The 26,217-nt window shown below is 67.6% G+C and carries 24 protein-coding genes and 3 tRNA genes; 8 read left to right on the top strand and 19 right to left on the bottom strand.

Annotated features, from left to right (window positions below):
- The first annotated feature begins 82 nt into the window (after nucleotides 1-82).
- Genes IE075_RS02030 through IE075_RS02020 form a run of 3 tightly spaced genes read left to right on the top strand, consistent with a single transcriptional unit; the run spans nucleotide 83 to nucleotide 1,498 of the window.
- Complete coding sequence (locus IE075_RS02030; RefSeq protein WP_189452799.1) at nucleotides 83-748, top strand: dienelactone hydrolase family protein; 666 nt, start codon at nucleotides 83-85, stop codon at nucleotides 746-748.
- Nucleotides 745-1,170: an HIT domain-containing protein gene (locus tag IE075_RS02025; protein ID WP_189452797.1), complete on the top strand. Its 426-nt coding sequence runs from the start codon at nucleotides 745-747 to the stop codon at nucleotides 1,168-1,170. Before IE075_RS02030 ends, IE075_RS02025 begins: the two co-directional genes overlap by 4 nt.
- 22 nt (nucleotides 1,171-1,192) lie before the next feature.
- Nucleotides 1,193-1,498 carry a hypothetical protein gene (locus IE075_RS02020; protein WP_189452795.1) on the top strand — a complete coding sequence of 102 codons (306 nt, stop codon included), beginning with the start codon at nucleotides 1,193-1,195 and terminating at the stop codon, nucleotides 1,496-1,498.
- A 22-nt stretch (nucleotides 1,499-1,520) separates the two neighbouring features.
- Here IE075_RS02020 and dcd read toward each other — a convergent pair whose 3' ends face one another.
- Nucleotides 1,521-2,090: a dCTP deaminase gene (dcd, locus tag IE075_RS02015; RefSeq protein ID WP_189452794.1), complete on the bottom strand. Its 570-nt coding sequence runs from the start codon at nucleotides 2,088-2,090 to the stop codon at nucleotides 1,521-1,523.
- Nucleotides 2,091-2,205: 115 nt separating this feature from the next.
- A complete protein-coding gene (gene apbC / locus IE075_RS02010; protein ID WP_425489329.1) occupies nucleotides 2,206-3,273 on the bottom strand; it encodes an iron-sulfur cluster carrier protein ApbC in 1,068 nt (355 codons plus the stop codon).
- Nucleotides 3,274-3,427: 154 nt separating this feature from the next.
- Here apbC and IE075_RS02005 point away from each other — a divergent pair, with 154 nt between their 5' ends.
- The 4 genes from IE075_RS02005 (at nucleotide 3,428) to rnfB (ending at nucleotide 9,940) form a co-directional block, all read left to right on the top strand.
- A complete protein-coding gene (locus IE075_RS02005; RefSeq protein ID WP_189452793.1) occupies nucleotides 3,428-6,400 on the top strand; it encodes a TonB-dependent receptor in 2,973 nt (990 codons plus the stop codon).
- A gap of 160 nt (nucleotides 6,401-6,560) precedes the next feature.
- Nucleotides 6,561-6,995, top strand: a complete 435-nt coding sequence (locus IE075_RS02000) for a DUF2147 domain-containing protein (RefSeq protein WP_189452791.1) — start codon at nucleotides 6,561-6,563, stop codon at nucleotides 6,993-6,995.
- Nucleotides 6,996-7,268: 273 nt separating this feature from the next.
- Entirely contained in the window at nucleotides 7,269-9,347 is a 2,079-nt protein-coding gene (gene metG / locus IE075_RS01995; protein WP_189452789.1) for a methionine--tRNA ligase, read from the top strand.
- Nucleotides 9,348-9,520: 173 nt separating this feature from the next.
- Nucleotides 9,521-9,940, top strand: coding sequence for an Rnf electron transport complex subunit RnfB (gene rnfB / locus IE075_RS01990; protein WP_189452787.1), 420 nt, complete (start codon nucleotides 9,521-9,523; stop codon nucleotides 9,938-9,940).
- A 137-nt stretch (nucleotides 9,941-10,077) separates the two neighbouring features.
- Here rnfB and IE075_RS01985 read toward each other — a convergent pair whose 3' ends face one another.
- Nucleotides 10,078-11,016, bottom strand: a complete 939-nt coding sequence (locus IE075_RS01985; RefSeq protein WP_189452785.1) for a TraB/GumN family protein — start codon at nucleotides 11,014-11,016, stop codon at nucleotides 10,078-10,080.
- A 27-nt stretch (nucleotides 11,017-11,043) separates the two neighbouring features.
- On the opposite strand from IE075_RS01985, the gene arsC reads away from it, so the two are divergent.
- Nucleotides 11,044-11,724, top strand: coding sequence for an arsenate reductase (glutaredoxin) (gene arsC, locus IE075_RS15530; RefSeq protein WP_229792264.1), 681 nt, complete (start codon nucleotides 11,044-11,046; stop codon nucleotides 11,722-11,724).
- Between the two features lie 39 nt (nucleotides 11,725-11,763).
- Here arsC and IE075_RS01975 read toward each other — a convergent pair.
- The 16 genes from IE075_RS01975 to IE075_RS01900 all read right to left on the bottom strand — a co-directional run bounded on the left by IE075_RS01975 (nucleotide 11,764) and on the right by IE075_RS01900 (nucleotide 26,142).
- Nucleotides 11,764-11,850: transfer RNA gene (locus tag IE075_RS01975), tRNA-Leu, on the bottom strand.
- 285 nt (nucleotides 11,851-12,135) lie between these two features.
- Nucleotides 12,136-12,209 (bottom strand) — tRNA-Cys (locus IE075_RS01970).
- A gap of 97 nt (nucleotides 12,210-12,306) precedes the next feature.
- Nucleotides 12,307-12,382 (bottom strand) — tRNA-Gly (locus tag IE075_RS01965).
- A gap of 118 nt (nucleotides 12,383-12,500) precedes the next feature.
- Nucleotides 12,501-13,073, bottom strand: coding sequence for a CDP-diacylglycerol--glycerol-3-phosphate 3-phosphatidyltransferase (gene pgsA, locus IE075_RS01960; protein WP_189452783.1), 573 nt, complete (start codon nucleotides 13,071-13,073; stop codon nucleotides 12,501-12,503).
- The gene (uvrC, locus tag IE075_RS01955; protein ID WP_189452781.1) at nucleotides 13,070-14,935 is read right to left on the bottom strand and encodes an excinuclease ABC subunit UvrC; all 1,866 of its coding nucleotides are present in this window, start codon (nucleotides 14,933-14,935) and stop codon (nucleotides 13,070-13,072) included. Before uvrC ends, pgsA begins: the two co-directional genes overlap by 4 nt.
- A 147-nt stretch (nucleotides 14,936-15,082) precedes the next feature.
- Entirely contained in the window at nucleotides 15,083-15,853 is a 771-nt protein-coding gene (gene kdsB / locus IE075_RS01950) for a 3-deoxy-manno-octulosonate cytidylyltransferase (protein ID WP_189452779.1), read from the bottom strand.
- A complete protein-coding gene (gene lpxK / locus IE075_RS01945) occupies nucleotides 15,850-16,890 on the bottom strand; it encodes a tetraacyldisaccharide 4'-kinase (RefSeq protein ID WP_189452777.1) in 1,041 nt (346 codons plus the stop codon). The genes kdsB and lpxK overlap by 4 nt, the downstream gene beginning before the upstream one ends.
- Nucleotides 16,887-18,641, bottom strand: a complete 1,755-nt coding sequence (msbA, locus tag IE075_RS01940; RefSeq protein ID WP_229792263.1) for a lipid A export permease/ATP-binding protein MsbA — start codon at nucleotides 18,639-18,641, stop codon at nucleotides 16,887-16,889. The genes lpxK and msbA overlap by 4 nt, the downstream gene beginning before the upstream one ends.
- Nucleotides 18,638-19,075 (bottom strand): ExbD/TolR family protein, encoded by a 438-nt coding sequence (locus tag IE075_RS01935; RefSeq protein ID WP_189452776.1) that lies wholly within the window; start codon nucleotides 19,073-19,075, stop codon nucleotides 18,638-18,640. The genes msbA and IE075_RS01935 overlap by 4 nt, the downstream gene beginning before the upstream one ends.
- A 2-nt stretch (nucleotides 19,076-19,077) precedes the next feature.
- The gene (locus IE075_RS01930; protein ID WP_189452774.1) at nucleotides 19,078-19,734 is read right to left on the bottom strand and encodes a MotA/TolQ/ExbB proton channel family protein; all 657 of its coding nucleotides are present in this window, start codon (nucleotides 19,732-19,734) and stop codon (nucleotides 19,078-19,080) included.
- A gap of 30 nt (nucleotides 19,735-19,764) precedes the next feature.
- The gene (locus IE075_RS01925) at nucleotides 19,765-22,125 is read right to left on the bottom strand and encodes a DNA internalization-related competence protein ComEC/Rec2 (protein WP_189452772.1); all 2,361 of its coding nucleotides are present in this window, start codon (nucleotides 22,123-22,125) and stop codon (nucleotides 19,765-19,767) included.
- A gap of 3 nt (nucleotides 22,126-22,128) precedes the next feature.
- Nucleotides 22,129-22,839, bottom strand: coding sequence for a lipoprotein-releasing ABC transporter ATP-binding protein LolD (gene lolD, locus IE075_RS01920; protein ID WP_189452770.1), 711 nt, complete (start codon nucleotides 22,837-22,839; stop codon nucleotides 22,129-22,131).
- Nucleotides 22,832-24,076 carry a lipoprotein-releasing ABC transporter permease subunit gene (locus tag IE075_RS01915; RefSeq protein ID WP_189452768.1) on the bottom strand — a complete coding sequence of 415 codons (1,245 nt, stop codon included), beginning with the start codon at nucleotides 24,074-24,076 and terminating at the stop codon, nucleotides 22,832-22,834. Before IE075_RS01915 ends, lolD begins: the two co-directional genes overlap by 8 nt.
- Nucleotides 24,077-24,500: 424 nt before the next feature.
- Nucleotides 24,501-24,755 (bottom strand): FAD assembly factor SdhE, encoded by a 255-nt coding sequence (locus tag IE075_RS01910; RefSeq protein WP_189452766.1) that lies wholly within the window; start codon nucleotides 24,753-24,755, stop codon nucleotides 24,501-24,503.
- A complete protein-coding gene (locus IE075_RS01905; RefSeq protein WP_189452764.1) occupies nucleotides 24,752-25,174 on the bottom strand; it encodes an MAPEG family protein in 423 nt (140 codons plus the stop codon). The genes IE075_RS01910 and IE075_RS01905 overlap by 4 nt, the downstream gene beginning before the upstream one ends.
- 185 nt (nucleotides 25,175-25,359) lie before the next feature.
- Nucleotides 25,360-26,142 carry a succinate dehydrogenase iron-sulfur subunit gene (locus tag IE075_RS01900; RefSeq protein WP_189452762.1) on the bottom strand — a complete coding sequence of 261 codons (783 nt, stop codon included), beginning with the start codon at nucleotides 26,140-26,142 and terminating at the stop codon, nucleotides 25,360-25,362.
- Nucleotides 26,143-26,217: the final 75 nt, after the last annotated feature.

Raw genomic sequence — 26,217 nt, 5'->3', positions numbered from 1 at the left:
AGCGGATGCGGGAACGCGGCGGATTATAGGCGCGCGGCTAGAATCCCCGCCCAACGCCACACGGAACGGGGACGCACCGCACATGGGCACGTGGATGGGACTGGACACGCCGCACGGCAACGTGCGCGCCTGGCGCGAGGCGCCGGCGACCGCGCCGCGCGGTGGGATCGTGGTGCTGCAGGAGATCTTCGGCGTCAACGCGCATATCCGCGCGGTGACAGGCCGGTTCGCTGCAGCCGGTTTCGTCGCGATCGCGCCGTCGCTGTGCGATCCGGTCGAGCCTGCGGTCGAACTGGCGTACGACGACGGCGGTGTCGCGCGCGGCCGCGAACTCGTCGCGGCGCTCGGGTTCGAGCGCGCAATCGACATCGTGGCCGCCGCTGCGGACCCGATTCGCGAGGACGGCCTGCGTGTCGGCGCGGTCGGCTTCTGCTGGGGTGGCAGTCTTGCGTTCCTGTCGAACACCCGGCTTGGGCTGCCGGCCGTCTCGTACTACGGCGCGCGCAGCATCCCGTTCATCGACGAGCCCGCGCGTGCGCCGATGCTGTTCCACTTCGGCGAGCTCGACCCGACGATCCCGCCCGGCGACATCGAGCGCCACCGCACGTCGCAGCCGGACGCGCAGGTTCACGTGTACCCCGCGAAGCACGGCTTCAACCGCGACATCAGCTCGCACGTGCACGAGCCCGCAAGCGCCGCGCTCGCCTGGCAGCGCACCCAGGCGTTCTTCGCCGAGCACCTCGCATGAACGGCGCCGACGCCGCTTGGTCGCTGAACCCGAGGCTCGAGGCCGACACGCACCCTGTCGCGCGCTGGCCCCTGTGCGATGTGCGCCTGATGGAGGACGCCCGATATGTGTGGCTCATCCTGGTGCCGCGCATCGCGGATGCAGTCGAGATCGTCGATCTACCCGCCGACGTGCAGCAGCAGCTGACCGTCGAGGTCGCGCGGGCAAGCGCGGCGCTGCGCGCCGTGGCGTCGCCGCACAAGCTCAACGTGGGCGCACTGGGTAACGTGGTGCGGCAGTTGCACGTGCATGTGGTGGCGCGCTTCGAAGGCGACGCCGCCTGGCCAGGTCCCGTCTGGGGCCACGGCACCGCCGAGCCTTACACGGCCGCCGCGCGTTCCGCGCGACTTCAGGCGCTTCGTGCAGCATGCGCAGCAGACTGAGCCGTTATCCACGGAGACGCCGATGCGCACTGCCGCCGTTGCCCCGCTGATCGCCCTCGCCCTTGCCACATCGTTCGGAGCGCCGGCGAAGGCTTCGCTGTTCGACAAGAAGCCCGAGGACGTCGCCGCCGAAGCGGCGCGCGCGGGCATGCAGGACGTGTCGATCTGGGTCGACGTGAGCTGGGGGTTCCGCAACCAGGGTGCGGCGAACAATCTCAATCGCTCGCACCAGGTATTCGCCGCCAAGGGTTACCGCGTGCTGTCGGTCGAGCCGTACATCGAGAACGGCGACCTGCAGGGATTTTTCGTCACCTATCGCAAGCCCTGATCGTCGACGGGCGGGCCGGCGATTACGTGCGCGGCAACGTGACGCCGGTCTGGCCCTGGTACTTGCCGCCGCGATCGCGATAGGACGTCTCGCAGACCTCGTCGGACTGGAAGAACAGCATCTGCGCGACGCCTTCGTTCGCGTAGATGCGCGCCGGCAGCGGCGTCGTGTTCGAGAACTCCAGCGTCACATGCCCTTCCCACTCCGGCTCGAGCGGCGTGACGTTCACGATGATGCCGCAGCGCGCGTACGTGCTCTTGCCGAGGCAGACGACCAGCGTGTCGCGCGGAATGCGGAAATATTCGACCGTGCGAGCGAGCGCGAACGAGTTCGGCGGGATGATGCACACGTCCGAATCGATGTCGACGAAGCTGCCGCTGTCGAAATGCTTCGGGTCGACGATCGTCGAGTTGATGTTCGTGAACACCTTGAACTCGCGCGAGCAGCGCACGTCGTAGCCGTAGCTCGACGTGCCGTAGCTCACGATGCGCTGGCCGTCCGCCGCGGTCTTGACCTGGCCGGGCTCGAACGGCTCGATCATGCCGTGCTGCTCGGCCATGCGTCGGATCCAGCGGTCGGACTTGATGCTCATCGGGTGGCTCGTTGGCGGTAAAGCGCAGGATTCTAGCCTTCGCGCGGCAGGTTGGCCCGGCGAACAAGCCTCAGCGCCATCGCAAGCACAGGCGCCGCGTGCCCGTCGGGCGCCCTTATTGGCCCAGCAACGACACCGACAACGGCGTCGCCACCCGCGGCCGCTTCGCGAGTTCGACCGCGAGCCGCATTGCAGTTGCGCGGTACGCCCGTCCCGCCGCCGAGTCGGGGTCGCTGACGACGATCGGGCGGCCCGCGTCGCCCTGCTCCCGGATGCCGATCTCCAGAGGCAGGCTGCCAAGCAGCGGCACGCCGTACTGCTCGGCCATGCGGTCACCGCCTCCCTGGCCGAACAGGTGCTCCGCGTGCCCGCAGTTCGAGCAGGTGTGCACCGCCATGTTCTCGACGATGCCGAGCACGGGCACGTTGACCTTCTCGAACATTTTCAGCGCCTTGCGCGCGTCCAGAGTCGCGATGTCCTGCGGCGTGGTTACGATCACCGCGCCGGCGACTGGAATCTTCTGCGCGAGCGTGAGCTGGATATCGCCCGTGCCCGGCGGCAGGTCGACGATCAGGTAGTCGAGGTCGCCCCAGCGCGTTTCGGTCAGCAACTGCGTGAGCGCCGACGTCGCCATCGGCCCGCGCCAGATCATTGGCGTGTCGTTGTCGACGAGCAGCCCGATCGACATCGCCTCGACCCCGTGTGCGCGCATCGGTTCGATCGACTTGCCGTCCGGGCTGTCCGGCCGGCCCGACAGGCCCAGCATCATCGGGACGCTCGGGCCGTAGATGTCGGCGTCTAGCACGCCCACCTTCGCGCCGTCGAGCGCCAACGCGAGCGCTAGATTCACTGCAGTCGTCGACTTGCCCACTCCGCCCTTGCCGGAGGCGATCGCGATGAGGTTGCGCACGTTCGCGACCGGCTCGACGCCGGGCTGGGGGGCATGGGTCCCGATGCGCTGGATGATCTCAATTGCGCCTGGCAGACGGCCCACCCGGCGGATCGTCGCCTCTACGGCCTCGCGCATTTGATGCTGCAAAGCAGCAATGGGCACCGGAACAGCTATCCGGACGGCACAAAGACCGGACGCATCGACGGTTTGAATCCGTGCGCCCACTTGACCAAGTGTGGCGGTGTCAGCGCCAACACATACCGCATTTAGCGCTTCTTCGACGTTCGTCACGATTAATCCCCAATTGGAGGTCTGAAACATGATTAAACGGGTGTGACAGCTTGGTTAACGCGGTGTTAACTTCGAGCCGCCACTCGACCGAGGTTTGGCACTTGACATGCCGCTTCAGCGACGGCAAACGCGTCCTAATTACTTAAGGCTCAGTATGATCTCTCGAGCCACTCGACTGCAGCGCAATCACCTGACTGCAGCGCTCGTTACTGTCTTGGTGGCACCACTTGGCGCCACTGCGGTGGCACAGGAAGCGACGACGGCGACCCCGACCACGGGTCAAGCAGCGACCAACCTCGATAAGGTGACGGTCACCGGCACGCGTATCGCGCGCCAGGGCTTCGTCACCCCTTCGCCGGTGACCTCCGTCAGCGCCGCGGAGATCCGCGCGACCGGCGCCGTGACGATCGGCGACCTGATGACGAAGTTGCCGTCCCTCTCGCCGAGCTACACACTCGGCAACTCGTCGCGCTTCATCGGCACGGTCGGCCTCGGCCTGCTTGACCTCCGCGGAATGGGCACGGCGCGCACGCTCGTGCTCGTCAATGGCCGCCGCCATGTCGGCAGCAGCCCGGGTTCGACCGCCGTTGACGTCAACACGATCCCGGTGGACTGGATCGAGCGGGTCGAAGTCATCACCGGCGGCGCGTCCTCGGTCTACGGCGCCGACGCCGTTGCGGGCGTGGTCAACTTCATCCTGCGCAAGTCGTTCGACGGCTTCGAAATGCGCGGCCAGACCGGTCAGGCGGATGAAAGCGACTTCTCGCGCTCGTTCGTGAGCTTCTCGGGCGGCAGCGATTTCGCCGACGGCCGCGGCACCGCGGCGTTCTCGGTCGAACACAGCGAGCAGGACCGTTTTGGTCGTGGCAACCGCGAAATCGGCCAGGAATTCCTGACCCAGATCTCCAATCCGAACTATGACCCGACGCAGCCGCCGAGCCAGGACAACCCGCAGCGCATCTTCCTGGGCCCGGGCGGCACCTCGGCGTTCTCCAATGGAGGTACGTTCATTCTCGGCGGCGTGCGGTACCTGTTCAACGACGACGGCACCTACCGCCCCGTCCGCTACAGCGGACTTCGTGACACCGCCAATCCGGCGAACTGCGTGGACTGCGACTTCCTCGACCTTAATTCGGTCGCCGATCTCGAACCTGCCTACGAGCGCAACAGCCTCAACACCCTGTTCCGTTTCGACCTAAACGACAACCACTCGATGTTCTTCGAGGGCAAGTACGTTCAGGCAAAATCTCAGTTCTTCGGGCAGCCGGCGTTCGATGCGCCGCTCCGCCTGCTGCGCGACAACCCCTTCATCTCGCCTCAGCTGCGGGCTGAAATGGTCGCCCGCGGCCAGACCCAATTGCTGATCAACCGCTTCAACGTCGACGCCGGTCGCCGCGGGGAAGACGTCGAACGCCAGACCTTCCGCACGGTATTCGGCCTCGAGGGCTACCTCAGCGACGACTGGAAGTACGAGACTTCGGCGGTGTACGGCCAGACGACGATCGACCGCCTCAACGTCAACAACCGCATCAACGAGCGCTGGCAGGCCGGTCTCGACACCACCCGTGATGCCAATGGCAACATCGTGTGTCGCGCCACCGTCAACCCGCTAGCGATCAATCCGCATACGGGCCGCACGTACAGCAGCTTCGCCACGGCGGGGTGCGTGCCGTTTAGTGTGCTCGGCGAGGGCGCGGTGAGCGCTGAAGCCGCCGCTTGGTTCAATACGAACTCGCTGAACCAGTCCAAGCTCACCCAAACCGTGTTCAGCGCGTCCGTCTCGAACAGTGCCCTGTTTGAGCTGCCGGCCGGTGGCCTCGGCTTCGCGGGCGGCGTCGAGTACCGCAAGGAAACCAGCCGTGAGAACACCGACGCCCTGGCGGCGGCCGGCCTGACGTTCCTCAATGCGATCCCGAGCCGGGGCGGCGCCTACGATGTGAAGGAAGTCTTCTCCGAGGTCAGCATCCCCGTGCTGGCGGATCTTCCGGGCATCGATCGACTGACGGTCGATCTCGCAGGTCGCTATTCGGACTACAGCACGATCGGTTCGACCAGCACGTGGAACCTCGGTCTCGACTGGAGCATCATCCCGTCGCTTCGGTTCCGCGGCACTTATGCGCAGGCCGTTCGTGCGCCGAGCATCGGTGAACTGTTCAACCCGCAGTCGCAGAACTTCGCCTTCATCAGCGACCCCTGCAACGCCACGGGCGCTAACAGCCTGGCAACCGCGCCTGACCGCGCACTACGTCAGGCTAACTGCAACGCGCTCGGCATCCCGACCGGTTACCAGGACACCTACACCGCCAACCGCCCCGGCGTGAGCGGCGGCAACCCGAATCTGGATCCAGAAGAAGCAAAGTCGGTTTCGCTCGGCTTCGTGTGGCAACCGGAGTTCATCGAAGGCTTCGGCCTTTCGATGGACTACTACCGCATCACGCTGACCGACGCGATCGGCTCGGTGACTGCGCAGACCAACGCGACTCGCTGCGTCGACGCTCCCGGCGGGATTAACAACCCGTTCTGTGAGGCGATCTTCCGTGCTCCGGCTGGCGGCTTCACTGACGCACAGGGTCGTGTCTTCCCGGGCTACTCGATCACCAACTGGCAGGCACTGGCGGAGAACCTGGCGAAATCGCGCCGGGTTGGCGTGGACGTCGAAATGGACTACCGCTTCGACCTGCTCGGCGGTAACACCACGCTGCGCTTCGTCGGTACACGCATCCTCCAATCGCGTGAGTTCGCATTCCAGGACTTCCCGAACGAGTTCGTCGAATACGTCACGTACGTGACGGATCCGCGGTGGCGGGCTACGCTCAACGCCGGGTACAAATTCGGTGACTGGCGGGTGCAGTGGGACATGCGCTACGTGGACGGCAACCTTCGCGTGGTCCCGAACAGCTACCAGGCCAACCCGGGACAGGTTGCTCCGATCTTCAACCCGTCGTACACCTACCACAACACCCAGATTGGGTACGCGGTCGGCGAGACCGGGCTGGACGTCTATGTCGGTGTCGACAACGTGTTCGACAAGGATCCGCCGCTGAACTACTTCGGCACGGACGCCGGAACCTCGATGTATGACAGCGTCGGCCGGTTCTTCTACGTCGGTGCGACGTACAAGTTCTGATTCAAGGTCGAGTTTTGAAAAGCCCTGGGCTGACCCTCGGGGCTTTTTTTTGAATAGATTCCGGACGTGCCAAGACGCAGGTGTCTCCGTACGCCCGCGGATGCGGTATAAAAGTCACGTCACCGGCCAGCCCGGCCACCTGTTACTTCTGGAGATATTCATGCGCAAGACCCTGTTCGCCCTGGCGCTTGTGTCCGTGTCGTGCACGGCGTTTGCGCAATCCCCCGCCTCGCCGGTCGGCCGCTGGAAGACAATCGACGACGAGACCGGCAAGGCGATGTCGATCACCGAGGTCTACCAGGCTAAGAACGGCACGTTCGCGGCGAAGGTCGTCGAGGCGCTTGACCCGAAGGCGGCCACCTGCACCGCGTGCAGCGGAGACAAGAAGGGCAAGCCCACCGCCGGCATGGTCGTGCTGTGGGACCTCAAGCCCGCCGGCAACGCCTGGGGCAATGGCCAGGGGTTCAAGCCCTCGACCGGCGACAACTTCAAGGTCAAGAGCGTGAAGCTCGTCGACGGCGGCCAGAAGCTCGAGATCACCGGCTGCAAGATGTCCTTCCTGTGCCGCACGGCAACGTGGCAGCGCGCGAACTGACGCAGGTCTCGCAATGTCTGCAGAAGGCCCGGGCGACCGGGCCTTTCTTTTTTCGCGGTCCCCATCTGCAGAGTTGAACCTGCTGCCGGCCAGCGCCGGCACCTCATCGACACGACGCGACGTGATTGCTGCGGCGGAACACCCGGCATGATTGAGCGGGCGGGCGCGAAAGGCTCGGCAAAGGCACGTCGGTCCTTGAAAGTGCGCCCGCACGTCCGGGGGCTTCGTGGCAGCGCATGCGATAATCGCGCCCCTTTGGCCCGCCCCTCTCCCATGACCCGCGAGTTCGTCGTCACCTGCGCCCTGCCGTACGCGAACGGCCCGCTGCACCTTGGCCACCTCGTGGGCTACATCCAGGGCGACGTCTGGTGCCGCGCGCAACGGCTGTCCGGTCACACCGCGCACTTCGTCTGCGCCGACGACACCCACGGCACGCCGATCATGCTCGCCGCCGAGAAAGCGGGTACGACCCCCGAGCAGTTCATCGCGGGCATCCAGGCCAGCCACGAACGCGACTTCGCCGACTTCGGCGTCGCATTCGACCATTACGACTCGACGAATTCCGACCGCAATCGCGCGCTCACCGAAGCGATCTACACCAAGCTCGACAACAACGGGCACATCAAGCGCCGCTCGGTCGCGCAGCTTTACGACCCGGTCAAAGGCATGTTCCTGCCCGACCGCTACGTCAAGGGCAGCTGCCCGAACTGCACCGCACCCGACCAGTACGGCGACAACTGCGAGGTGTGCGGCGCGACGTACGCGCCGACCGAGCTCAAGCAACCGCAGTCGGTCCTCAGCGGTGCACCGCCGGAACTGCGCGAGTCGGAGCATTTTTTCTTCGAGGTCGGCGACTTCGAACGTTTCCTGCGCGACTGGCTCGCCGGCGACGTGGCCCTGCCGGGCGTCAAGGCCAAATTGCTCGAATGGCTCGACGCCGAAGGCGGCCTACGCGCGTGGGACATCTCACGCGACGCGCCGTATTTCGGTTTCCAGATCCCCGGGCACCCGGGCAAGTATTTATACGTCTGGATCGACGCGCCGATCGGCTACCTGTCGAGCTTCCAGGCGCTGTGCGAGCGAGCCGGGTTGGACTTCTTCAGCTACCTCACGCCCGACAGCCAAGCCGAGCTGCACCACTTCATCGGCAAGGACATCGTGAATTTCCACGGCCTGTTCTGGCCGGCGGTGCTGCACGGGGCGGGCTTCCGTGCGCCGACGCGCCTGCACGTCAACGGGTACCTGACCGTCGACGGCGCGAAGATGTCGAAGTCCCGCGGCACGTTCATCATGGCGCGGACCTACCTCGAAGCCGGGCTCGATCCGGAGGCGCTGCGTTACTACTTCGCCGCCAAGACGAGCGGCGGCGTCGACGACGTCGACCTCAACCTCGCCGATTTCATCGCGCGCGTGAACTCGGATCTCGTCGGCAAGTTCGTCAACCTGGCCAGCCGCTGCGCCGGTTTCGTTGGCAAGCGCTTCGACGGCCTGCTGTCGGACGCCCTGCCCGACGACGCGATGTACGCGCGTTTCGTGTCGCAGCTCGAGCCCATTGCGCAGGCATACGCACGCAACGAGGCTGCGACCGCGCTCCGCCTGACGATGGCGCTCGCTGACGAAGCCAATCGCTACATCGACGAGACCAAGCCGTGGGTGCTCGCCAAGCAAGACGGCGCCGATGCCGAGCTGCAGGGTGTGTGCACGCAGGGCCTCAACCTGTTCCGCGTGCTCGCCGCCGCGCTCAAGCCGGTGCTGCCACGCGTCGCCGCGCAGGCCGAAGCGTTCCTGGCTGCGCCCGTGTGCGCTTGGAGCGATCTCAATGAACCGCTCCGCGCCCACCGCATCGAAGCGTACGCCCCGCTTTTCACCCGTATCGACCCGAAGCAGATCGACGCCATGACCGACGCATCCAAGGACACCCTCGCCGCCGCCGCACCGGCGCCCGCTGCTGCAAACGCGGCGCCCGCGCAGAGCGCGCAAGCAGCCCCTGCCGCAAAGGACCCCTCGCCGGCCGGCGCCTCGACGATCGGCATCGACGACTTCGCCAAGCTCGACCTGCGCGTCGGCAAGGTCCTCGAGTGCGGTTTCGTCGAAGGTTCGGACAAGCTGCTGCGCTTCTTGCTCGATGCAGGCGACCTCGGTCAGCGCCAGATCTTTTCCGGCATCCGCGGGTCGTACGCGGAACCGGAGAAGCTCGTCGGTCGCAGCGTCGTGTTCATCGCGAACCTGGCACCGCGCAAGATGCGATTTGGCCTGAGCGAGGGGATGATCCTCTCGGCCGGTTTCGACGGCGGCGGCTTGTTCCTGCTCGACGCCGACAGCGGCGCCGCACCCGGCATGCCGGTGCGCTGAGCAGCCCGGAACTCACGGCGTCCGGACACCGGCGCGGCGCGCTCTCCGGCTGCGGAGTTGCGTCGGGTTCGACTCGACGCAGGCCTGGGTGAAAGCGCCGCCTGATTGCCGTCGCGGCCACACACCCTTGTGGCGCGCCTCCTCCGCAGCCTACGTCCGGACCACGCGAGACCATGGACCTCGTCGAACGCCTCGACCGTCTGCTGCCGCAGACGCAATGCGGCCAGTGCGGCTTTGCAGGCTGCCGCCCGTACGCGGACGCGATGGCGCGCAGTGAAGTGGGTGTCGAGCGCTGCCCGCCCGGCGGCGATGCAGGCGCGCTGGCGCTGGCGCGCGTGCTCGACGTCGAGCCCCGGCCGTACGACCGGTCCCGTGGCGCACATGCCCCACCGCAGGTGGCGTTGATCGTCGAGGCGGACTGCATCGGCTGCACCAAGTGCATCCAGGCCTGCCCGGTCGGCGCCATCATCGGCGGCTCCAAGCACATGCACACCGTCATCGAGCCGCTCTGCACCGGGTGCGAGTTGTGCGTCCCGGCGTGCCCGGTGGATTGCATCGTGTTGGTGGATCCGGAGTCGGGCCGCCCGGACTGATCGATCACTTGCAGGTCCGCATCGGCCGCCGCGTCCGCTCCGCAATCGCCGAGCAGCGGGCCCTCTCGGTGACATGGCAGCGGGCCGTCTACACCCGTGATTCGTTCAAGCCACGAGGGGTCCCGCAGGAATCCGACTCAGCGGCCCCGGACCGAGTTGCAGGTCTCGCACACGCGCTCAACGCGCAGCCCCTGAGCGCGCAGCTGCTCCACCAGCCCGTCATCGCCGAGCAGGTGCATTGCGCCGACCACGACCAGCACGTCGTCACGGGGGTCCGCGAGCTGCGCGCGAATCGCCGGCATCCAGGCCCGATTGCGCTCGACATTGACGATTCGGTACGTCTCGGGCGTCTCGCGCTGCATTTCAGAGCGAGTGAGCCGGTCGAGCTCGTCCGCGTCCCCGCGCCGCCATGCATCGTGGAGTCGCGTCAGCAACGCACGGGTGCCGTCGGGATCGTCGACGAAGTCCTCGAGTGCCGCAAGCTGCTCGTCCAGCGGCGTCGAATCGAGCGCCTGCATTTGTGCCGAAACGGTTTCGAGACCCAGCGCCGGCTTGCCCGCAGTCGCCGCTTTGCGCATCAGATGCTGATCGAGCCCATGCTCGGCGCTGAAGCCGAGGGTGTTCGACAGCCCCATGACCAGTGTCAGGTTCACGAACCACGGCTCGAATCCGTCGTACTGGGCCAACGTGGCGCCGCGCTCAGCGAGAAGCGCTTCGAACTTCTCGCGCAGCGGGCCCGGCAGGACCGCACTCAGGGTCGACCCGTCGGCGTACCGCGCGGCGGCCAACGTCTGCTGCGCCACGTCCGGGCGAGCGAGCTCTTCGGGCGAGATCTCGAAGACCAGCCGCTCCGCATCGACGAACGCCGCCTCGACTTCGCGCGGCAGCGGATAGTCGTCGGGCTTGAGCAGATGGAAGGAGCCGAGCAGATACACGGTGCTGTCCGCGTCGGACACTTGCCAGAGCAGCGGCGCTGGCGAGGTGCGCCGTGCACTCGCTTCGTCGGCACGCACGGCGGACGCCGCCGTGAGCACGAGGCCCAGGGCAGCAGCAGCGATGAAGCGAAGGACGGGCATTGCAGGCTCGCGTCAATGGCGTCGCGCTTGACGACGCAGATAGGAGATGCCACCGCAGTCTGCGCGGTTGCCGGTGAACGAATCGCAACGATTGCACAGCGATTTCGGTGCGGCGGAACAGCCTTCAGCACGCCGAACAGAACGAATTCAGGTCGGCGGCACGCGCATCGCGCCTTTCGCGAACCGGGCGCCGCTCGGACGCGCGATGCAGTCCGCGCGTTCGCTGCGCTGTTGTGGGCGCGCGCGTTCTCACTGCAACCACGCCGGCTCAATGACGTCGGGCCTCGGTACATGGGCACGTGCAGCGCCGTCGGCATTCGACCGTTATCGTTTGCCCACCCACACGAGGACTTTGCCTTGCGCCTGTATCACAACGCCCGCTGTTCGAAATCCCGCGCCGCGCTCGACCTCCTGCGCGCGCGGGACGTAGAACTCGACGTCGTCGACTATCTCCAGAGCCCGCCTACGTCGGCAGAGTTGCGCGAACTGCTCGAGCGTCTGGGCATGTCACCGCGCGAGCTGTTGCGTACGGGCGAAGCGGAGTACGCGTCGCTGGGCCTCGCCGCCGCCGACGTCGGCGACGACACCTTGATCGCCGCGATGAGCGCGCATCCGAGGCTTATCGAGCGACCGATCTTCGTGTGCGGCAACCGCGCGGTCGTCGGGCGTCCACCCGAACGCGTGCTCGAACTGCTCGAAGCGTGCTGAGAATGAGTCCTCGACGCGCGCGATCTAGGCCGCGCGCGTTGGTGCCCGGAGCCGGAGTCGAACCGGCATCGCCTTGCGGCGGGCGGATTTTAAGTCCGCTGCGTCTACCGATTCCGCCATCCGGGCGCTCGGCGCGAATAGCTTACGCGACGGCGCGCCGGCTTGAAATTTGACCCGCACGGCTCGGCTCGATGGCCGCCCGCGGCCGCGCAAGGCGGGATTGAACAAGGGTGAGTTCGCGCGGCCGCAGCCGGGTGCGCGTGCCTCGCGTCGGAGCGGCTACGCGCGAGCTTCGCCCGGTTTGCGTACAGCCGCGCGTCCTATGAGCCGGCATGCGGGAAGGTGTAGATGCTCTGCACGCACCGCACGATGGGCAAAAAAAAAGCCTCGCCGAAGCGAGGCATTGAAACTTGGAGGCCGAGGTCGGAATTGAACCGGCGTACGCGGATTTGCAGTCCGCTGCATAACCACTCTGCCACCCGGCCGGTGACGTGTTTCGCGGAAGTCCGCGACGGCGATCAATATCGCCGAAAAAAACAAAACCCCGTCGCGCGGGGTTTTGATCGGGTCACCCCGTGAATCTGGAGCGGGAAACGAGACTCGAACTCGCGACCCCGACCTTGGCAAGGTCGTGCTCTACCAACTGAGCTATTCCCGCAGAGGAAGCGACATTTTAGGCACCGACTCGAAACTGTCAACACTTTGTTTCGATTCGTTCGAAGTGCATGCCGTGCTGCACTTCCTGCCTTGCTGCCACGCCGTGTGATCGGCGTGCCTTATTTTAACGGTTGAGTTTCATTGCGCAAGGCCGGCCATGCAGCTCGCAGATAGGCAGCGCCCGACCACAGGGTCAGCAGCGCAGCCGCGGCAAGCAGCCACTCGCCAATGCGGAACACGTCGAGCCCGAGAAGCGGCACGCCATAGAGCAGGAAGATCAACGCAAGCATCTGCACGATGGTCTTGATCTTGCCCACCGCCGCAACTTTGACACGCGAGCGCTGGCCGATCTCCGCCATCCACTCGCGCAGTGCCGACACCGCGATCTCGCGACCGACGATGACAGCAGCCCACACGGTCATCCAGATCGTCGGATGCTGCTGCACGATCAGCAGCAGCGCGATCGCGACCATGAGTTTGTCGGCAACGGGATCGAGAAAGGCGCCAAACGCCGAGTACTGGTCGAACCGGCGCGCAATCCAGCCGTCGAGCCAGTCGGTCAACGATGCCAGTGCGAACACGAACGCAGCCGCGAAGTTCGTCCACTTGAACGGCAGGTAGACCACCACGACGAGCACGGGGATCAGCACGATCCGCAGCAGCGTCAGCATGGTCGGGACGGTCAACTTCATTCGAGACTCCGGGCGCCGCCGGCGCGGCGGGCTGGCTCTGCCGTTTCGAGGCCGTGCAGGGTCGCATAGATCCGCTCGGCGAGCGCCTCGTTGATGCCCTCCACGCGGGAGATTTCCTCAACGCCCGCGCCCTTGAGACCGCCCAGGCCGCCAAAGTGCTTGAGCAGCGCGGCTCGGCGTCGCGGGCCGATGCCGGCGATGTCTTCCAAGCGGCTGCTCGTGCGCGCTTTCTGCCGGCGCCCGCGGTGACCGGTGATCGCAAAGCGGTGGGCCTCGTCTCGCACCTGCTGGATCAGCTGCAACGCCGGCGAGTCCGCCCCCGGACGCACGCAGCGTCCGTCCGGCAGCAGCAGCTCCTCGTCGCCCGGCCGTCGCGCGGGGCCCTTCGCGACGCCCACCAGCGCGACGCCGACGACGCCGAGCGCGTCGAGCACTGATCTGGCCTGGGCAACCTGCCCGGCTCCGCCGTCGATCAGCAGCACGTCGGGAACGATGCCGTTCTCCTCGACCGCACGCTTGAAGCGGCGATGGATGGCCTGGTGCATCGCGGCGTAGTCGTCGCCCGGCGTGATGCCGGCGATGTTGTAGCGGCGGTACTGGCCGCGCGCGGCCCCCTCGGCATTGAACACGACGCACGAGGCGACGGTCGCCTCGCCCATCGTGTGGCTGATGTCGAAGCATTCGATGCGATCGGGCGGCTCAGCGAGGGCAAGCAGTTCGCGAAGGGCGTCCAGGCGCGCCTTCTGCGCACTCTGGCTCGTCATCTCGCCCGCCAGCGCGATCTCCGCATTGCGGCGCGCGATATCGAGATAGCCGGCGCGTTCGCTGCGCACGTTGCAGCGGATCTGCACCTTGCGATCGTTTGCGCGGCACAGCGCCTCTTCGATCAGCGCGCGCTCCGGAATGTCGCGATCAAGCACGATCTCCTTCGGCGGGTTCTGGTCGATGTAGTACTGAGAGACGAATGCCCCGAGGACTTCAGCGGGCACGTCGATGCCGTTCGTCTTCGGGAAGAACGCGCGCGTGCCCAGGTTTCGCCCGTCGCGGAATGCAAGCAGGACGACGCACGCCGACGCGCCCTGCATCGCGATCGCGAGCACGTCGAGATCGGCAGCGCGACCGTCGACGTACTGGCGCGCCTGCAGCGTTCGGATCGATGAGACGAGATCGCGCAGCCGCGCGGCCTCCTCGAAGTCGAGCCGCTCGCTCGCAGCCTCCATCAGCCGCCCGAGTTCTCCGGTGAGCTCGTCGCTGCGACCTTCGAGCAGCAGTGTCGCGCGCCGTACGCTTTCGCCGTATTCGGGTCCTGACACGAGGCCGACGCACGGCGCGCTGCAGCGGCCGATCTGATGCTGGAGGCACGGGCGCGACCGATTCCGGAAGACGCTGTCTTCGCAGCTGCGCAGCTTGAACAGCTTGTGCATCAGGTTGAGCGTGTCTCGCACGGCGAGGCCGCTCGCATACGGGCCGAAGTAGCGCGCGGGCACCGAGCGCGGCCCGCGGTGCGTGCCGATGCGGGGCCACGCCTCGTTCGTCATCAACACATACGGGTAGCTCTTGTCGTCGCGCAGCAGCACGTTGTAGCGCGGCTTGAGCGACTTGATGAGCTCGTTCTCGAGAATCAGCGCCTCGGCCTCGGTGCGCGTGACCGTGACCTCCATGCGCGCGATCTGCGACACCATCGACGCGATGCGCGTCGACTTGGGCGTGTTGTTGAAATAGCTCGATACGCGATTCTTCAGCGCGCTCGCCTTGCCGACGTACAGCACGGTGTCGTCGGCGGCGAACATGCGGTACACACCGGGCGCGGTGCTGAGCGCACGGACGAATGCCTTGCCATCGAATGCTGTCGTGGCGCTCACGCGTACGCTCGCCCGGCGCGTGCAGGCGCGCGCATGGAGTCAGCTGGGCAGGAGCAGCGCGGCGGCATGTGCACGGGCATCGGCGGTCGAGATGGGGCCGATTATCGCCGGGGGCAAGCGCGGAGCGCCGTGAGCGCCGGGGTGCGGTCAGTTGGCAGCGAGGCGCGCCTCGGCGCGAACCAGGTCCTCGGCGGTGTCCACGCCCGGTGGAAACAGCGCCGGGGTCGGCGCCACGGCAATCCGAAACCCGGCCTCGAGCACGCGCAACTGCTCCAGCGACTCAACCGTCTCCAGGCGACCCGGCGGCATGGCGGCAAAACGCTGCAGGAACCCGGCGCGGTACGCGTAGATGCCGATGTGGCGCAACCATGCGTCGACACCCTCGGGCAGTCGCGCTCGGTCGGTGGCAAACGCGTCGCGCGGCCAGGGCAACGGCGCGCGGCTGAAGTACATCGCATCGCCGCGCGCGTTGCGCACGAGCTTGACGGCGTTTGGATCGAACAGCGTCTCGACGTCGTCGATCGGAGCGGCGAGCGTGGCCATTTCGGCACCTGACTCCACGAGCAGTGCCGCAACCGCGCGGATGCCCTCGGCCGGCGCGAAGGGTTCGTCGCCCTGCAGGTTGACGACAACCGTGTCATCGCTCCACGCGGCAATCCTCGCGCACTCGGCCAGCCGGTCGGTGCCGGAAGCATGGCCGGTCGACGTCATCGCGACGCGGGCGTCGCTGCCCTCCAGCGCGTCCGCAATGCGCGAGTCGTCCGCTGCGACCCAGACCTCGCGCGCGCCGGCCGCCAGCGCGCGACGCGCGACGTGGCACACGAGCGGCTCGCCGCCGAGCTCCCGGAGCGGCTTGCCCGGCAAGCGGGACGCCGCGTAACGCGCGGGGATTGCGACGACGAAATCGACGGACGTCATGCGGCGGGGGCTCCGGGGGCGGCCGCAGCGGCGCGTAGGCGCTCAACGAGAGCCACCCAGAACGCCTCGGGCAATGCAGCGCGCACGGGCACGCTGAAGCAGCGTTCGACAGGGAACCCCCCGCTGCGCGCGGGGGGGATCTTGACGGCGTCCTTCTCGGTCATCAGCACCGGCAGCGGGCTACCAAACGCGAAGTCCTGAGGCTCGTACGCGTGGTGGTCGGCGAACGCGTGCGGCACCACGCCGATGCCGAAGCCGCGCAACATCGAGAAGAACCGCTCGGGATCGCCGATCCCGGCGACCGCGTGGACGCGGCGTCCAGCCAGCGATTCGAGCGTCTGCGGTCGGCCGCCGGCGATTGGCACTGCGCGCTCTGCGTGCAACCGCATCGGCCACTCCCCGAAACCGCACTCCGCACCAGTCGCTTGGGACGGCAGGTTGAGGACGCGAAACGCGCACTGCGCGCCGCGCTCGGGCGGTTCGCGCAGCGGTCCGGCCGGCAGCAGGCGGCCGTTGCCGTAGCGGCGCCGGCCGTCGATCACCTCGATCTCGATGTCGCGCCGCAACCGGTAGTGCTGCAGCCCGTCGTCGCAGATCACGAGGTTGCAGCCGGCTTGAGCGAGCGCGCGGGCCGCTGCCGCACGGTCGCGGTCCACCCGCACGGGCACACGCGTCTGCCGCGCGATCAGCAGCGGCTCATCACCCACTAGCGCCGCGTCGCTGGCGGCCTCAACCCAGTGGGACCGCTCCATATCGACGCGGCCGTAGCCGCGGCTTGCAACGCCGGGCGTCCAGCCCTCGTCCCGCAGGCGCTCGGCCAACGCGACAGTCAGCGGCGTCTTGCCAGCGCCGCCCGCGGTGAGGTTGCCGACGACGATCACGGGCACGCCGGGGTGCGACGAACGCAGCAGCCCGCGCGCGTACAGGCGTCGGCGTGCGTCCGCCGCTGCGCCGTAAGCAGCGGCCAGCGCGCGCGCAGCCCCTGGAACCGGGCCCTCGTCGTACCAGTACCGCGGCGGTGAATTGAATCGGCTCATGCGTCGTGAAACTGCATGCGATGCAGGTGCGCGTAGAGCCCACCGCGCGCGATCAGCTCGGCATGCGTGCCCTGCTCGACGATGCGTCCGTGGTCGAGCACCAGCACGCAGTCGGCATGTTCGATGGTCGACAGGCGATGCGCGATCACGAGCGTGGTGCGATCCGGCATCAGTCGGTTCAGCGCGTCCTGCACGAGTCGCTCGGACTCCGTGTCGAGCGCGGCGGTCGCCTCGTCGAGGATCAGGATCGGTGCGTCCTTCAGCATCGCGCGGGCGATCGCGAGGCGCTGGCGCTGCCCGCCCGAGAGCCGGCCTCCCTTGCTGCCGATGCCCGTATCCAGCCCGTCGGGGAGGCGCTCGACGAACTCCATCGCGTTCGCGCCGCGGACGGCGTCTTCGAGCCGCTCGCGCGGCGCGGCCTGCATTTCGCCGTACGCGACGTTGTCGGCGACTGTGCCGTCGAACAGCATGACCTGCTGCCCGACGAGCGCGATCTGGCGTCGCAGGTCGGCGAGGCGGTACTCGCGAACCGGCACGCCGTCCACGAGGATCTCGCCCGCTTCGACGTCGTAGAAGCGCGGGATCAGCTTGATCAGCGTCGACTTGCCACTGCCCGAGCGGCCGACGATCGCGGTGACCGTACCGGGGCGTGCGACGAAACTGATGTCGTGCAGCGCAGGCGCCGGCTGGTCGGGATAGCGCGCCGTGACGTTCCGGAACTCGAGCAGGCCGTGGGCCCGGTCGACCGAGTGCGTGCCCGTGTCCGGCTCGTCTTCGGCGTCAAGCACCGTGAACAGGCGCTGCGCCGAGGCCACGCCACGCTGGAGCATGCCCTGCACGTTGGTGAGCTGCTTGAGCGCTGGAATGATCGCCATCATCGCGACCATGAGCGAGACGAACCCCCCCGCGGTGAGGCGGCCGGCCATCGCCTCGCGCCCGGCGAAGAACAGCAGCAGTGCGAGCCCGATCGCGCCCATCAGCTGCACGAGCGCGGACGAGATGCTGCGCGTCGCCTCCACCTTCATGCTCAGGCGCAGGTTCGTGTTTGCGAGTTCGGTATAGCGCGAGAGCTCGACGCCCTGCGCACCGTAGACCTTGACCTCATGCTGACTCGACAGCGCCTGGTCGGCAGCCTGAAGCAGGTGTCCGCCGCTTTCCTGGATACGATGGCTGAACATGCGGTAGCGGCGGCCAACGCGGTCCATGACCCACGCAAGCGGCGGGCCGAGCAGGAAGATGGCCAAGGTCACGCGCCAGCTGAAGTAGAGCATCACGGCGAGCGAGCCGATCACTTGCAACGACTGCTGCACCATCACGCGAAGCGCGTCGATCGCCGCCTGCGAGACCTGGTCGCTGTCGGAGCCAAGGCGGATCAGCATCGACGGCACGGGCTCGGCGTCGAAACGCGCGCCCGGCAGTCGCAGGTACTTGCCGAGCACGCCTGTGCGCATGTCGCGAGCGATGCTGCGGCCCGCCTTCGCCATGCGCGTGTCGGCGATGAAGCCGGCGATGCCGCGCAGAACGAACAGGCCGATGATGCCCGCGGGAAGCCACAGGTCGACACCGGTCGACGACGGATCGAAGGTCTCGTCGATGATCGGTTGCATCAGCGCGGTGAAGTACGCGCCCGCTGCAGCTTCGATCAGCATGCCGACCGCCGCGACGCCGAGCAGCGGGTGATAGGGCTTTGCGAAGCCCAGCAGGCGCCGGTAGGTCACCCAAGGCGATGCGTCGCCGTCGCCGCCGTTCAACGCGTGCCCTCGTCTGTCGTGCCCGTCGGTGGCGCCGTCGCGATCGTGATCCGGCGAAAGCCGAGCTGACCAAGCGCTTCATACGCCGTGACGACCGCCTGGTGCGGCGTGCGGCCGTCCGCGCGCAGCAGCACGGTGCGTTCGCGATCCGTGCCTGCAGCCTCGGACAGCGCCGACTTCAGCGCTTCCACGTCGGTGCGCAGCACTTCGTGGTCGCCGACGAAATAGCGGCCCTCCGCGTTCACGAGCACGCTAAGCGGCGGCGTGGTCTCGGTCGCCTCGCCGGTTGCACGCGGCAGTTCGATCTTGAGGCCGGTTCGCGCATCGAACGTCGCGGTGATCACGAAGAAGATGATCAACACCAGGATGACGTCGATGAGCGGGACGAGGCTGATCTCCGGCTCGTCCGAGGCCCGGTGGTCGCGGATGCGCATGCTCAGCCCGACGTCGCCGGCGCCGACGCATGCCCCTTGCCGCCTCGTGCCGCCGCCGCGGGCGGTTCGATCGCGTCGAGCAGCTGGATCGCCTCGTGCTCCATTTCGACGACGTATTCGCTGACGCGACCGCGGAACCACCGATGCGCGACGAGCGCGGGGATCGCAACGATCATGCCCGCCGCGGTACTGATCAGCGCCTTGCCGATGCCGCCGGCCAGCTGGTTCACGTCGCCGATGCCGTGATCCACGATGCCGAGAAACATTTCGATCATGCCCACGACGGTCCCGAACAGGCCGAGCAGCGGCCCGGCCGCGGCGATCGTCCCGAGCGTGTTGAGGTAGCGCTCCATGCGGTGCACGAGGTGCCGACCGACGGCCTCGAGCCGCTCACGAATCTCGTCGCGCGGGCGGTGTCGCACGTCGAGCGCGGCCGCGAGCAATGCGCCGAGGGGCGCCGTCGCGCGAAGGGAGTCGATATGGGCGGGATCGAGACGGCCGCGGCGCGCCCAGGAGCGCACTTCCATGCCGAGGCCGGGCGGCAGCACCGCGCTGCGACGCAGGGTCCACGCACGCTCGACGATGAGCGCAAGCGCAAGCGCCGACAGCAGCAGCAGCGGAATCATTGGCCAACCGCCCGCCATCACCAGTTCCAACACGGAATCGACCCTCGGCCCGCGGCCCGCTCATCAAGGCCCGTAGGATACCCCGGCCTCCGGCGGCTTCGATCGCGCAACCGCGTCCCACAGGCGCGGCTGTGCGTGGCGTCGCGTTTCGATCTCGATGCCCGCGCGCTCGATCGAGACACGCAGCGCGCCGCCCACCGCGGTGTCGTGGACCCGCGCGCCGGCGTCACGCCAGCGCTCGACGACGGCGGGCTTCGGATGGCCGAAGCGATTGCCATGCCCGCTCGACACGAGGGCGTGCCGCGCCCCGGTCGCCGCAACGAACGCGGGATCCGATGAGCCGGCACTCCCGTGATGCCCGACGAACACGACATCGGCCCGGACATACGACGCGGCCCGGCGGACGAGTCCACGTTCGATCACGTGGCCGATATCGCCCGTCAACAGCGCCGCGCCATGGCGAGTTTCGATGCGCAACACGCATCCGGCCTCGTTGCCGAGGTAAGGGAAGTGCGGCGTGGGGTGCAGCGTGCGAAAGACCACGCCGTCCCACTGCCAAGCCTGCCCCGCCACGCATGGGAGCGTGCCGTCCATGCCGGACCCTTCAGGCGCGTAGGCGCGCGCGATCGGAATCGCGCGCCGCACGGCGTCGAAGCCGCCGGCATGGTCGCTGTCAGCGTGGCTGACGATCGCACGATCGAGTCGGGATATTCCCAGCGCGTGCAGCGCTGGCACGACCGCCCGCTCGCCGGCATCGAAGCCGTCGGGCACGGCTGGACCCATGTCGTACAGCAACGTGTGCCGCGCCGTGCGCACCACAACTGCCAGTCCCTGCCCGACGTCGAGCGCGACGACCTCGACCTCGCCATCCGCCGGAAACCGCCGATCCGGCCACAACAAGGGCAGCCAGAGAAGCAGCGCCAGGCCGCGTCCGGGCAGCCCGCGCGGCAGCAGCAGCCAGACCGCGCCGGCCAGCGCCAGCGGTACGGCAACCGCGGACGCTTCGGGCAGCCACCACAGCGCGAGCGGGCTTGCCGCAAGCGCGTCAAACAGTGGCCAACTGAGGTCGAACGCGGCCGCGGCGAGCCGCCATGCATACGCGCCGGCGCCAGCAAACAACGACTCCAACGCGAGCCCGATCAGTGCGAGCGGGACAACCACCAGGCTCCACCACGGCACCGCGAGCAGGTTCGCGAACGGCCCGGCCAGCGAGGCCTGCCCGAAGAACGCAACGCACAACGGCAGCAAACCCACCGTTGCCACGCCCTGCGCCGAAACGAACCCGGCCACCCATGCGCGGGGGCCGCGCTCGGCCGTGCCGGGCAGGCACCACACCAGCCACGCAACGCCTGCAAAGCTCAGCCAGAACCCGGCCTGCAAGAGGGCCAGCGGGTCGACGAGCACCACGGCCACGGTCGCGAGCGCCAGCGACTGCACTACGGGCGCCGACCGACGCACCATCCGCGCGCCTGCGACCGCACCGATCATCAGCAGGGTGCGTACGGTCGGGAGCGAGAATCCCGCTGCAGCCGCGTACATTCCGGCGCCGACGACGGCGGACGCCGCGGCGAGCACCGGCGTCGGCCAGCGACGCACGAGCGCAGGACCAAGCCTCGCGAGGCCGCGCGCGAGCAACGCGAAGAACCCGGCGACGAGCCCGACGTGGAAACCTGAGATCGCGATCAAGTGCGTTAGGCCGTTCGCACGAAGCACGTGCCAATCGGCTTCATCAAGCCCGCGCGTGTCGCCGAGTGCAAGCGCACGGACAAATCGCGCCGACGCATCGGGGACAGCGTCGTCGATGCGCTCGGACATGCGTTCACGCCATGCGCCGACCCCACTCGCGGGATCCAGCTGCCGGGCCGCGGACGGCACGTGCACGTACCCGGTTGCCGAGACTCGCTGTGCCAGCGCGTGCTTCTCGGCGTCCGCGCCCCCGGGGTTGCGCAGCCCGCGCGGCGCACGCACGCGGACCCGGAACGTCCAGCGCTCGCCTGCGCGAATGACGGGGCGCGCCGACCGGCGGCCGTGGTCGTACCACGACAGTCGAACCGTTCGGCCGCGCAGCGGACCGGCCTCCGCGTCCGCGTCCACCTGCAGCGTGAATCTCGTACGCCGCGGCTCCACCATCGGAAGGTCGACGATGCGGCCGGTGACCGCCAGCTCCGCGCGTTCCAAGTCGGCGGGCAGCTGGATCGCGAGCGCATACGCGGCGTGCAGACTCGCGAGCCCAAAACCGAGCAGCGCGGCCGCAAGCGCCGGGCGGCCCCGCCCCACGGCAATCGCTGCTACTGCGCCGCCCAGCAGCACAAGCGCGATCGGCCAAGGCACCACGCGCGGGAGCAGCAGCGCCGCCAGAGCGCCGGCCGTGAGCATGGCTGCGCTCAGCGGGGTGATCAGCGGCGTCCTTGCCGCGGGCTGCATGCGCTAGACCTCGTCCGGCGCGACCTCGCGCAACCGGCCCTCGTGCAGTTCGAGAATGCGGTCGAGCCGGCGCGCAAGGCTGCGGTCGTGGGTAACAAGCACCAGGCTCGTGCGCTGCTCGCGGTTGAGATCGAGCATCAGATCGAACACCGTCGCAGCGGTTTTCTCGTCGAGGTTTCCGGTTGGCTCGTCGCCAAGCACGCAGGCCGGGCGGTTGACGAGCGCGCGCGCCACCGCCGCGCGCTGGCGCTCTCCGCCCGACAGTTCGCCCGGCTTGTGGTGAAGGCGGTGGCCCAGACCGACGGACTCCAGCAGCACTCGCGCGCGTTGCGTCGCCTCGGGCACGGACTCACCGCCGAGCAGCACCGGCAGCATCACGTTCTCGACCGCCGTGAACTCGGGCAGCAGGTGATGGAACTGGTACACGAAGCCGAGCGCGCGATTACGCAGCGCACCGCGCGCCGCGTCCGACATCGCGCTCATCTTCTGGCCCGAGACGAAGACCTCACCGCTCGTCGGTGTGTCCAAGCCCCCGAGCAGATGCAGCAGCGTGCTCTTGCCGGCGCCCGAGGCGCCGAGGATCGCCACGGTTTCGCCCTGTGCGACCGACAGCTCGAGGCCGTCGAACACCGGCGTGCGCAGCTTGCCCTCGGCGTAGGTCTTGCCGAGGTTCTCGCAATGGATCACGACACCGTGCGTCATCGAATCATTCATAACGCAGTGCCTCCGCGGGCGGTGTGCGCGCCGCGCGCCAAGCCGGATACAACGTGGCGAGGAACGCCATCGTCAGCGCGACGAGTGCGATCGTCACCACGTCTTCCGCCTGCAGGTCGGTCGGCAGTCCGGTGATGTAGTAGACGTCCTCCGGCAGCACGACGATCCCAAACACGCTTTCGATGCCGCGCAGGATGTACTCGAGATTGAGCGTGAGCACGATGCCGCCGATCACGCCGGAAAGCGTGCCGATCACGCCGATGAGCGTGCCCTGCACCATGAAGACCTGCATCACCGCGCGCGGCGTGAGTCCGAGGGTGCGCATGATCGCGATGTCGGCCTGCTTGTCGGTGACGAGCATGACCTGCGAGGACACCAGATTGAACGCGCCCATCGCGATGATCAGCGACAGCAGCACCGCCATGATCGCCTTCTCCATCTTGAGTGCGCGGAACATGTTCGCGTTCTCCGTGGTCCAGTCGCTGACGCGGTAGGGGCCACCAAGACTGCGCGCGAGGTCGCGGGCCACGTCACCTGCGAGATCCATGTCGTGCAGGCGCAGGCGGACTCCGGTCACGCCGTCGCCGGTGCGCTGCAGCCGCTGCAGATCGCGCATGTTCACGAAGGCCATGCCGCGGTCGAATTCGTTATAGCCGGCTTCGAACAGACCACTCACCGTGAAGCGTTTGAGCTGCGGCAGCGCACCCATGGGCGTCGCGCGCGCCTCGGAGGTCATCATGACCACGCTGTCGCCGAGCTCGACACCGAGCCACATCGCCAGTTCGCGCCCGAGCACGATGTTGAACGTGCCCGGCTTTAGCGAATCGAGCCGCCCGGCCACCATCTTCTCGGCAAGCACCGAAACCTGTGCTTCTTCGCTCGGCAGCACCCCGCGCACGATCGCCGGCTGGTTGCGCGAACCCCGGAGGAGGGTCTCCGTCTCGACGTAGGGCGCAGCGCCCGCGACGCGCGCGTCGGATTTCGCGAGCGCCGTGGCCGCCGGCCAATCGCTGAACGGTTCGCCGTAACCGCTGACAGTCGCATGCGCGACCATCTGCAGCATGCGATCGCGGATCTCGCGCTGGAAACCGCTCATCACCGCGAGCGTCGTGATCAACGCAGCGACACCGAGCGCGATGCCGAGAATCGAGGCAAGCGAGATGAACGAGATGAAGCCGTTGCGCCGTTTCGCCCTGAGGTAACGCAGGCCGATCGCGACGGGTAAAGGTTTGAACATGCGGGTGCGGCCCTCGTGGGTCGGCTATGGTGCCACTGCGGCGTCGTCCCGCGCAGTCGTTGCGTCGCTCCATGCAAGGCGCAGTTCACGCCGTGATGCAGGCGACAGCGCGTCGGGCGTTAGAACCCGTCGCTGGGCCCGGCCCCGGGCGTCGCGCCACTCGACGAATGCGACTACGCCGCGCCAGCGGACACGGACCGCGTGCACCGGCGTGCCGTCTACCGTTGCTTCGGCGTTGCGGGCGAACGTCAGGCCTATGGGCACCCTCACCCATTCCCGGCGCGCGAGTCGCGCGCCATGCAGGACCGAGACGATGCCCGCGGGCCATGCCAGCCACGACGGCATATCACTTAACGACACTGAGAGCGCTGCCAGGCCACCGAGCAGCGCGAACGCGCCGGCGAGCGCGCGGGAGCGGCGCAGCTCAATGCGGCAGGGCGCGGATGCGTTCGACCAGGTGCGCGAGCTCGACATCGGGCGGTGTGTCGTAACCGAGGAACCAACGCCAGAGCTTATCGTCCTCGCTTTCCAGCAATCGTAGGAAAACACCGCGTTCGACGAAGCCGGCCTCGAGCCAGCAACGATCGAGATAGCGCTCCAACAGCTGATCGAGCTCGCGCATGCCACGTCGGCACCGCCAGCGCAGGCGTCGAAGCTCGGTCGCATCGGCCTCGTTCATCGCGCGAACAGGCCCGCGGCCAGTACGCCCCACAGCGCCACGAGGGCAGCCCAGCCGCCGATGTAGGCGTAGAAACGGTGCATGACCTTGTTGTACGTGCAGTGGATCACGCTGTGCGCGATGCGCAGCGCGACGAACGCCCACGCGATCGCGAGGAGCGTCGGCGTGACCAGTCCGGCCATGGCGGCGACGACGGTCGCGAGGTAGAACAGCACCGGCAATTCGAACAGGTTGCGGAAGTTGTCCGCGACGCGGCTGTCGGGCATGCGCGCCGCCATCGCAGCCGCAGTAGCAACGGACTGCGGATGAATGCGTTCGCGCTTCATGGCACTGACGCGCGTAAATAGCAGGCGTACCGACACGGCGAAGGTCAGTGCAACCATCGCGACGGCGGGCTGGAAGATGCTGGTGTCGATCATCGCGGCTCCTTGGCATGCGCCCGGGCGGGCCTATCGATTATCGCCAGGCGTGGCGATGCCAGCGCGGCCCGCCTGCGACCGCAACCGACCGACCTGATCGCGCCGCCAGCTGGCGAACCGGCACGCAGTGGCGATCGAGCCGACGGGGCTGCGATCTCTCGCAGCCGCCTGTCGGCAATCCAGCTTTAGGCGCGACGCGCCATCATCAGCTTCTTGATCTCGCCGATCGCCTGCGCCGGGTTCAGCCCCTTCGGACAGGTACGCGCGCAGTTCATGATCGTATGGCAGCGATAGAGCTTGAACGGGTCCTCAAGATCGTCGAGGCGCGCACCGGTGTCCTCGTCGCGGGAGTCGACGATCCAGCGGTACGCCTGCAGCAGGATCGCCGGCCCGAGGTAGCGGTCGCCGTTCCACCAGTAGCTCGGGCAGCTCGTCGAGCAGCAGGCGCAGAGGATGCACTCGTACAGGCCGTCGAGCTTCTTGCGGTCTTCCGGCGACTGCAGGCGCTCACGATCGGACGGCGTCGCGCTTTGCGTGCGCAGCCAGGGCTTGATCGACGCGTACTGCGCGTAGAAGTGCGTCAGGTCCGGGACCAGGTCCTTGATCACCGGCATGTGCGGCAGCGGATAGACGGGCACGTCGCCGGTGCGGCAGTCGTCGATCGCCTTCGTGCACGCGAGCGTGTTCGTGCCGTCGATGTTCATCGCGCACGATCCGCAGATGCCCTCGCGGCAGGAGCGACGGAACGTGAGCGTCGGGTCGATCTCGTTCTTGATCTTGATGAGCGCGTCGAGAACCATCGGGCCGCAGCTGGCCAGGTCGACCTCGTACGTGTCGACGCGCGGGTTCTGGTCGTCCTCGGGGCTCCAGCGGTACACCTTGAACGTGCGCGGCTGCTTCGCCCCGGCCGCAGGCCAGTGGCGACCCTTGAGGACCTTCGAGTTCTTCGGGAGGGTAAATTCGGCCATGGCGGCTTCCGGGGGTTCTTGATTGGCGATTCGCGGTTGGCGCAACTGGAGACTCGCGCGTGTCGAGCCTCAGCC

Source organism: Cognatilysobacter bugurensis, from assembly GCF_014652095.1.
GTDB lineage: Bacteria > Pseudomonadota > Gammaproteobacteria > Xanthomonadales > Xanthomonadaceae > Cognatilysobacter > Cognatilysobacter bugurensis.
The sequence above is the reverse complement of the archived record's forward strand: the minus strand, read 5'-3'. Positions and strand labels throughout refer to the sequence as shown.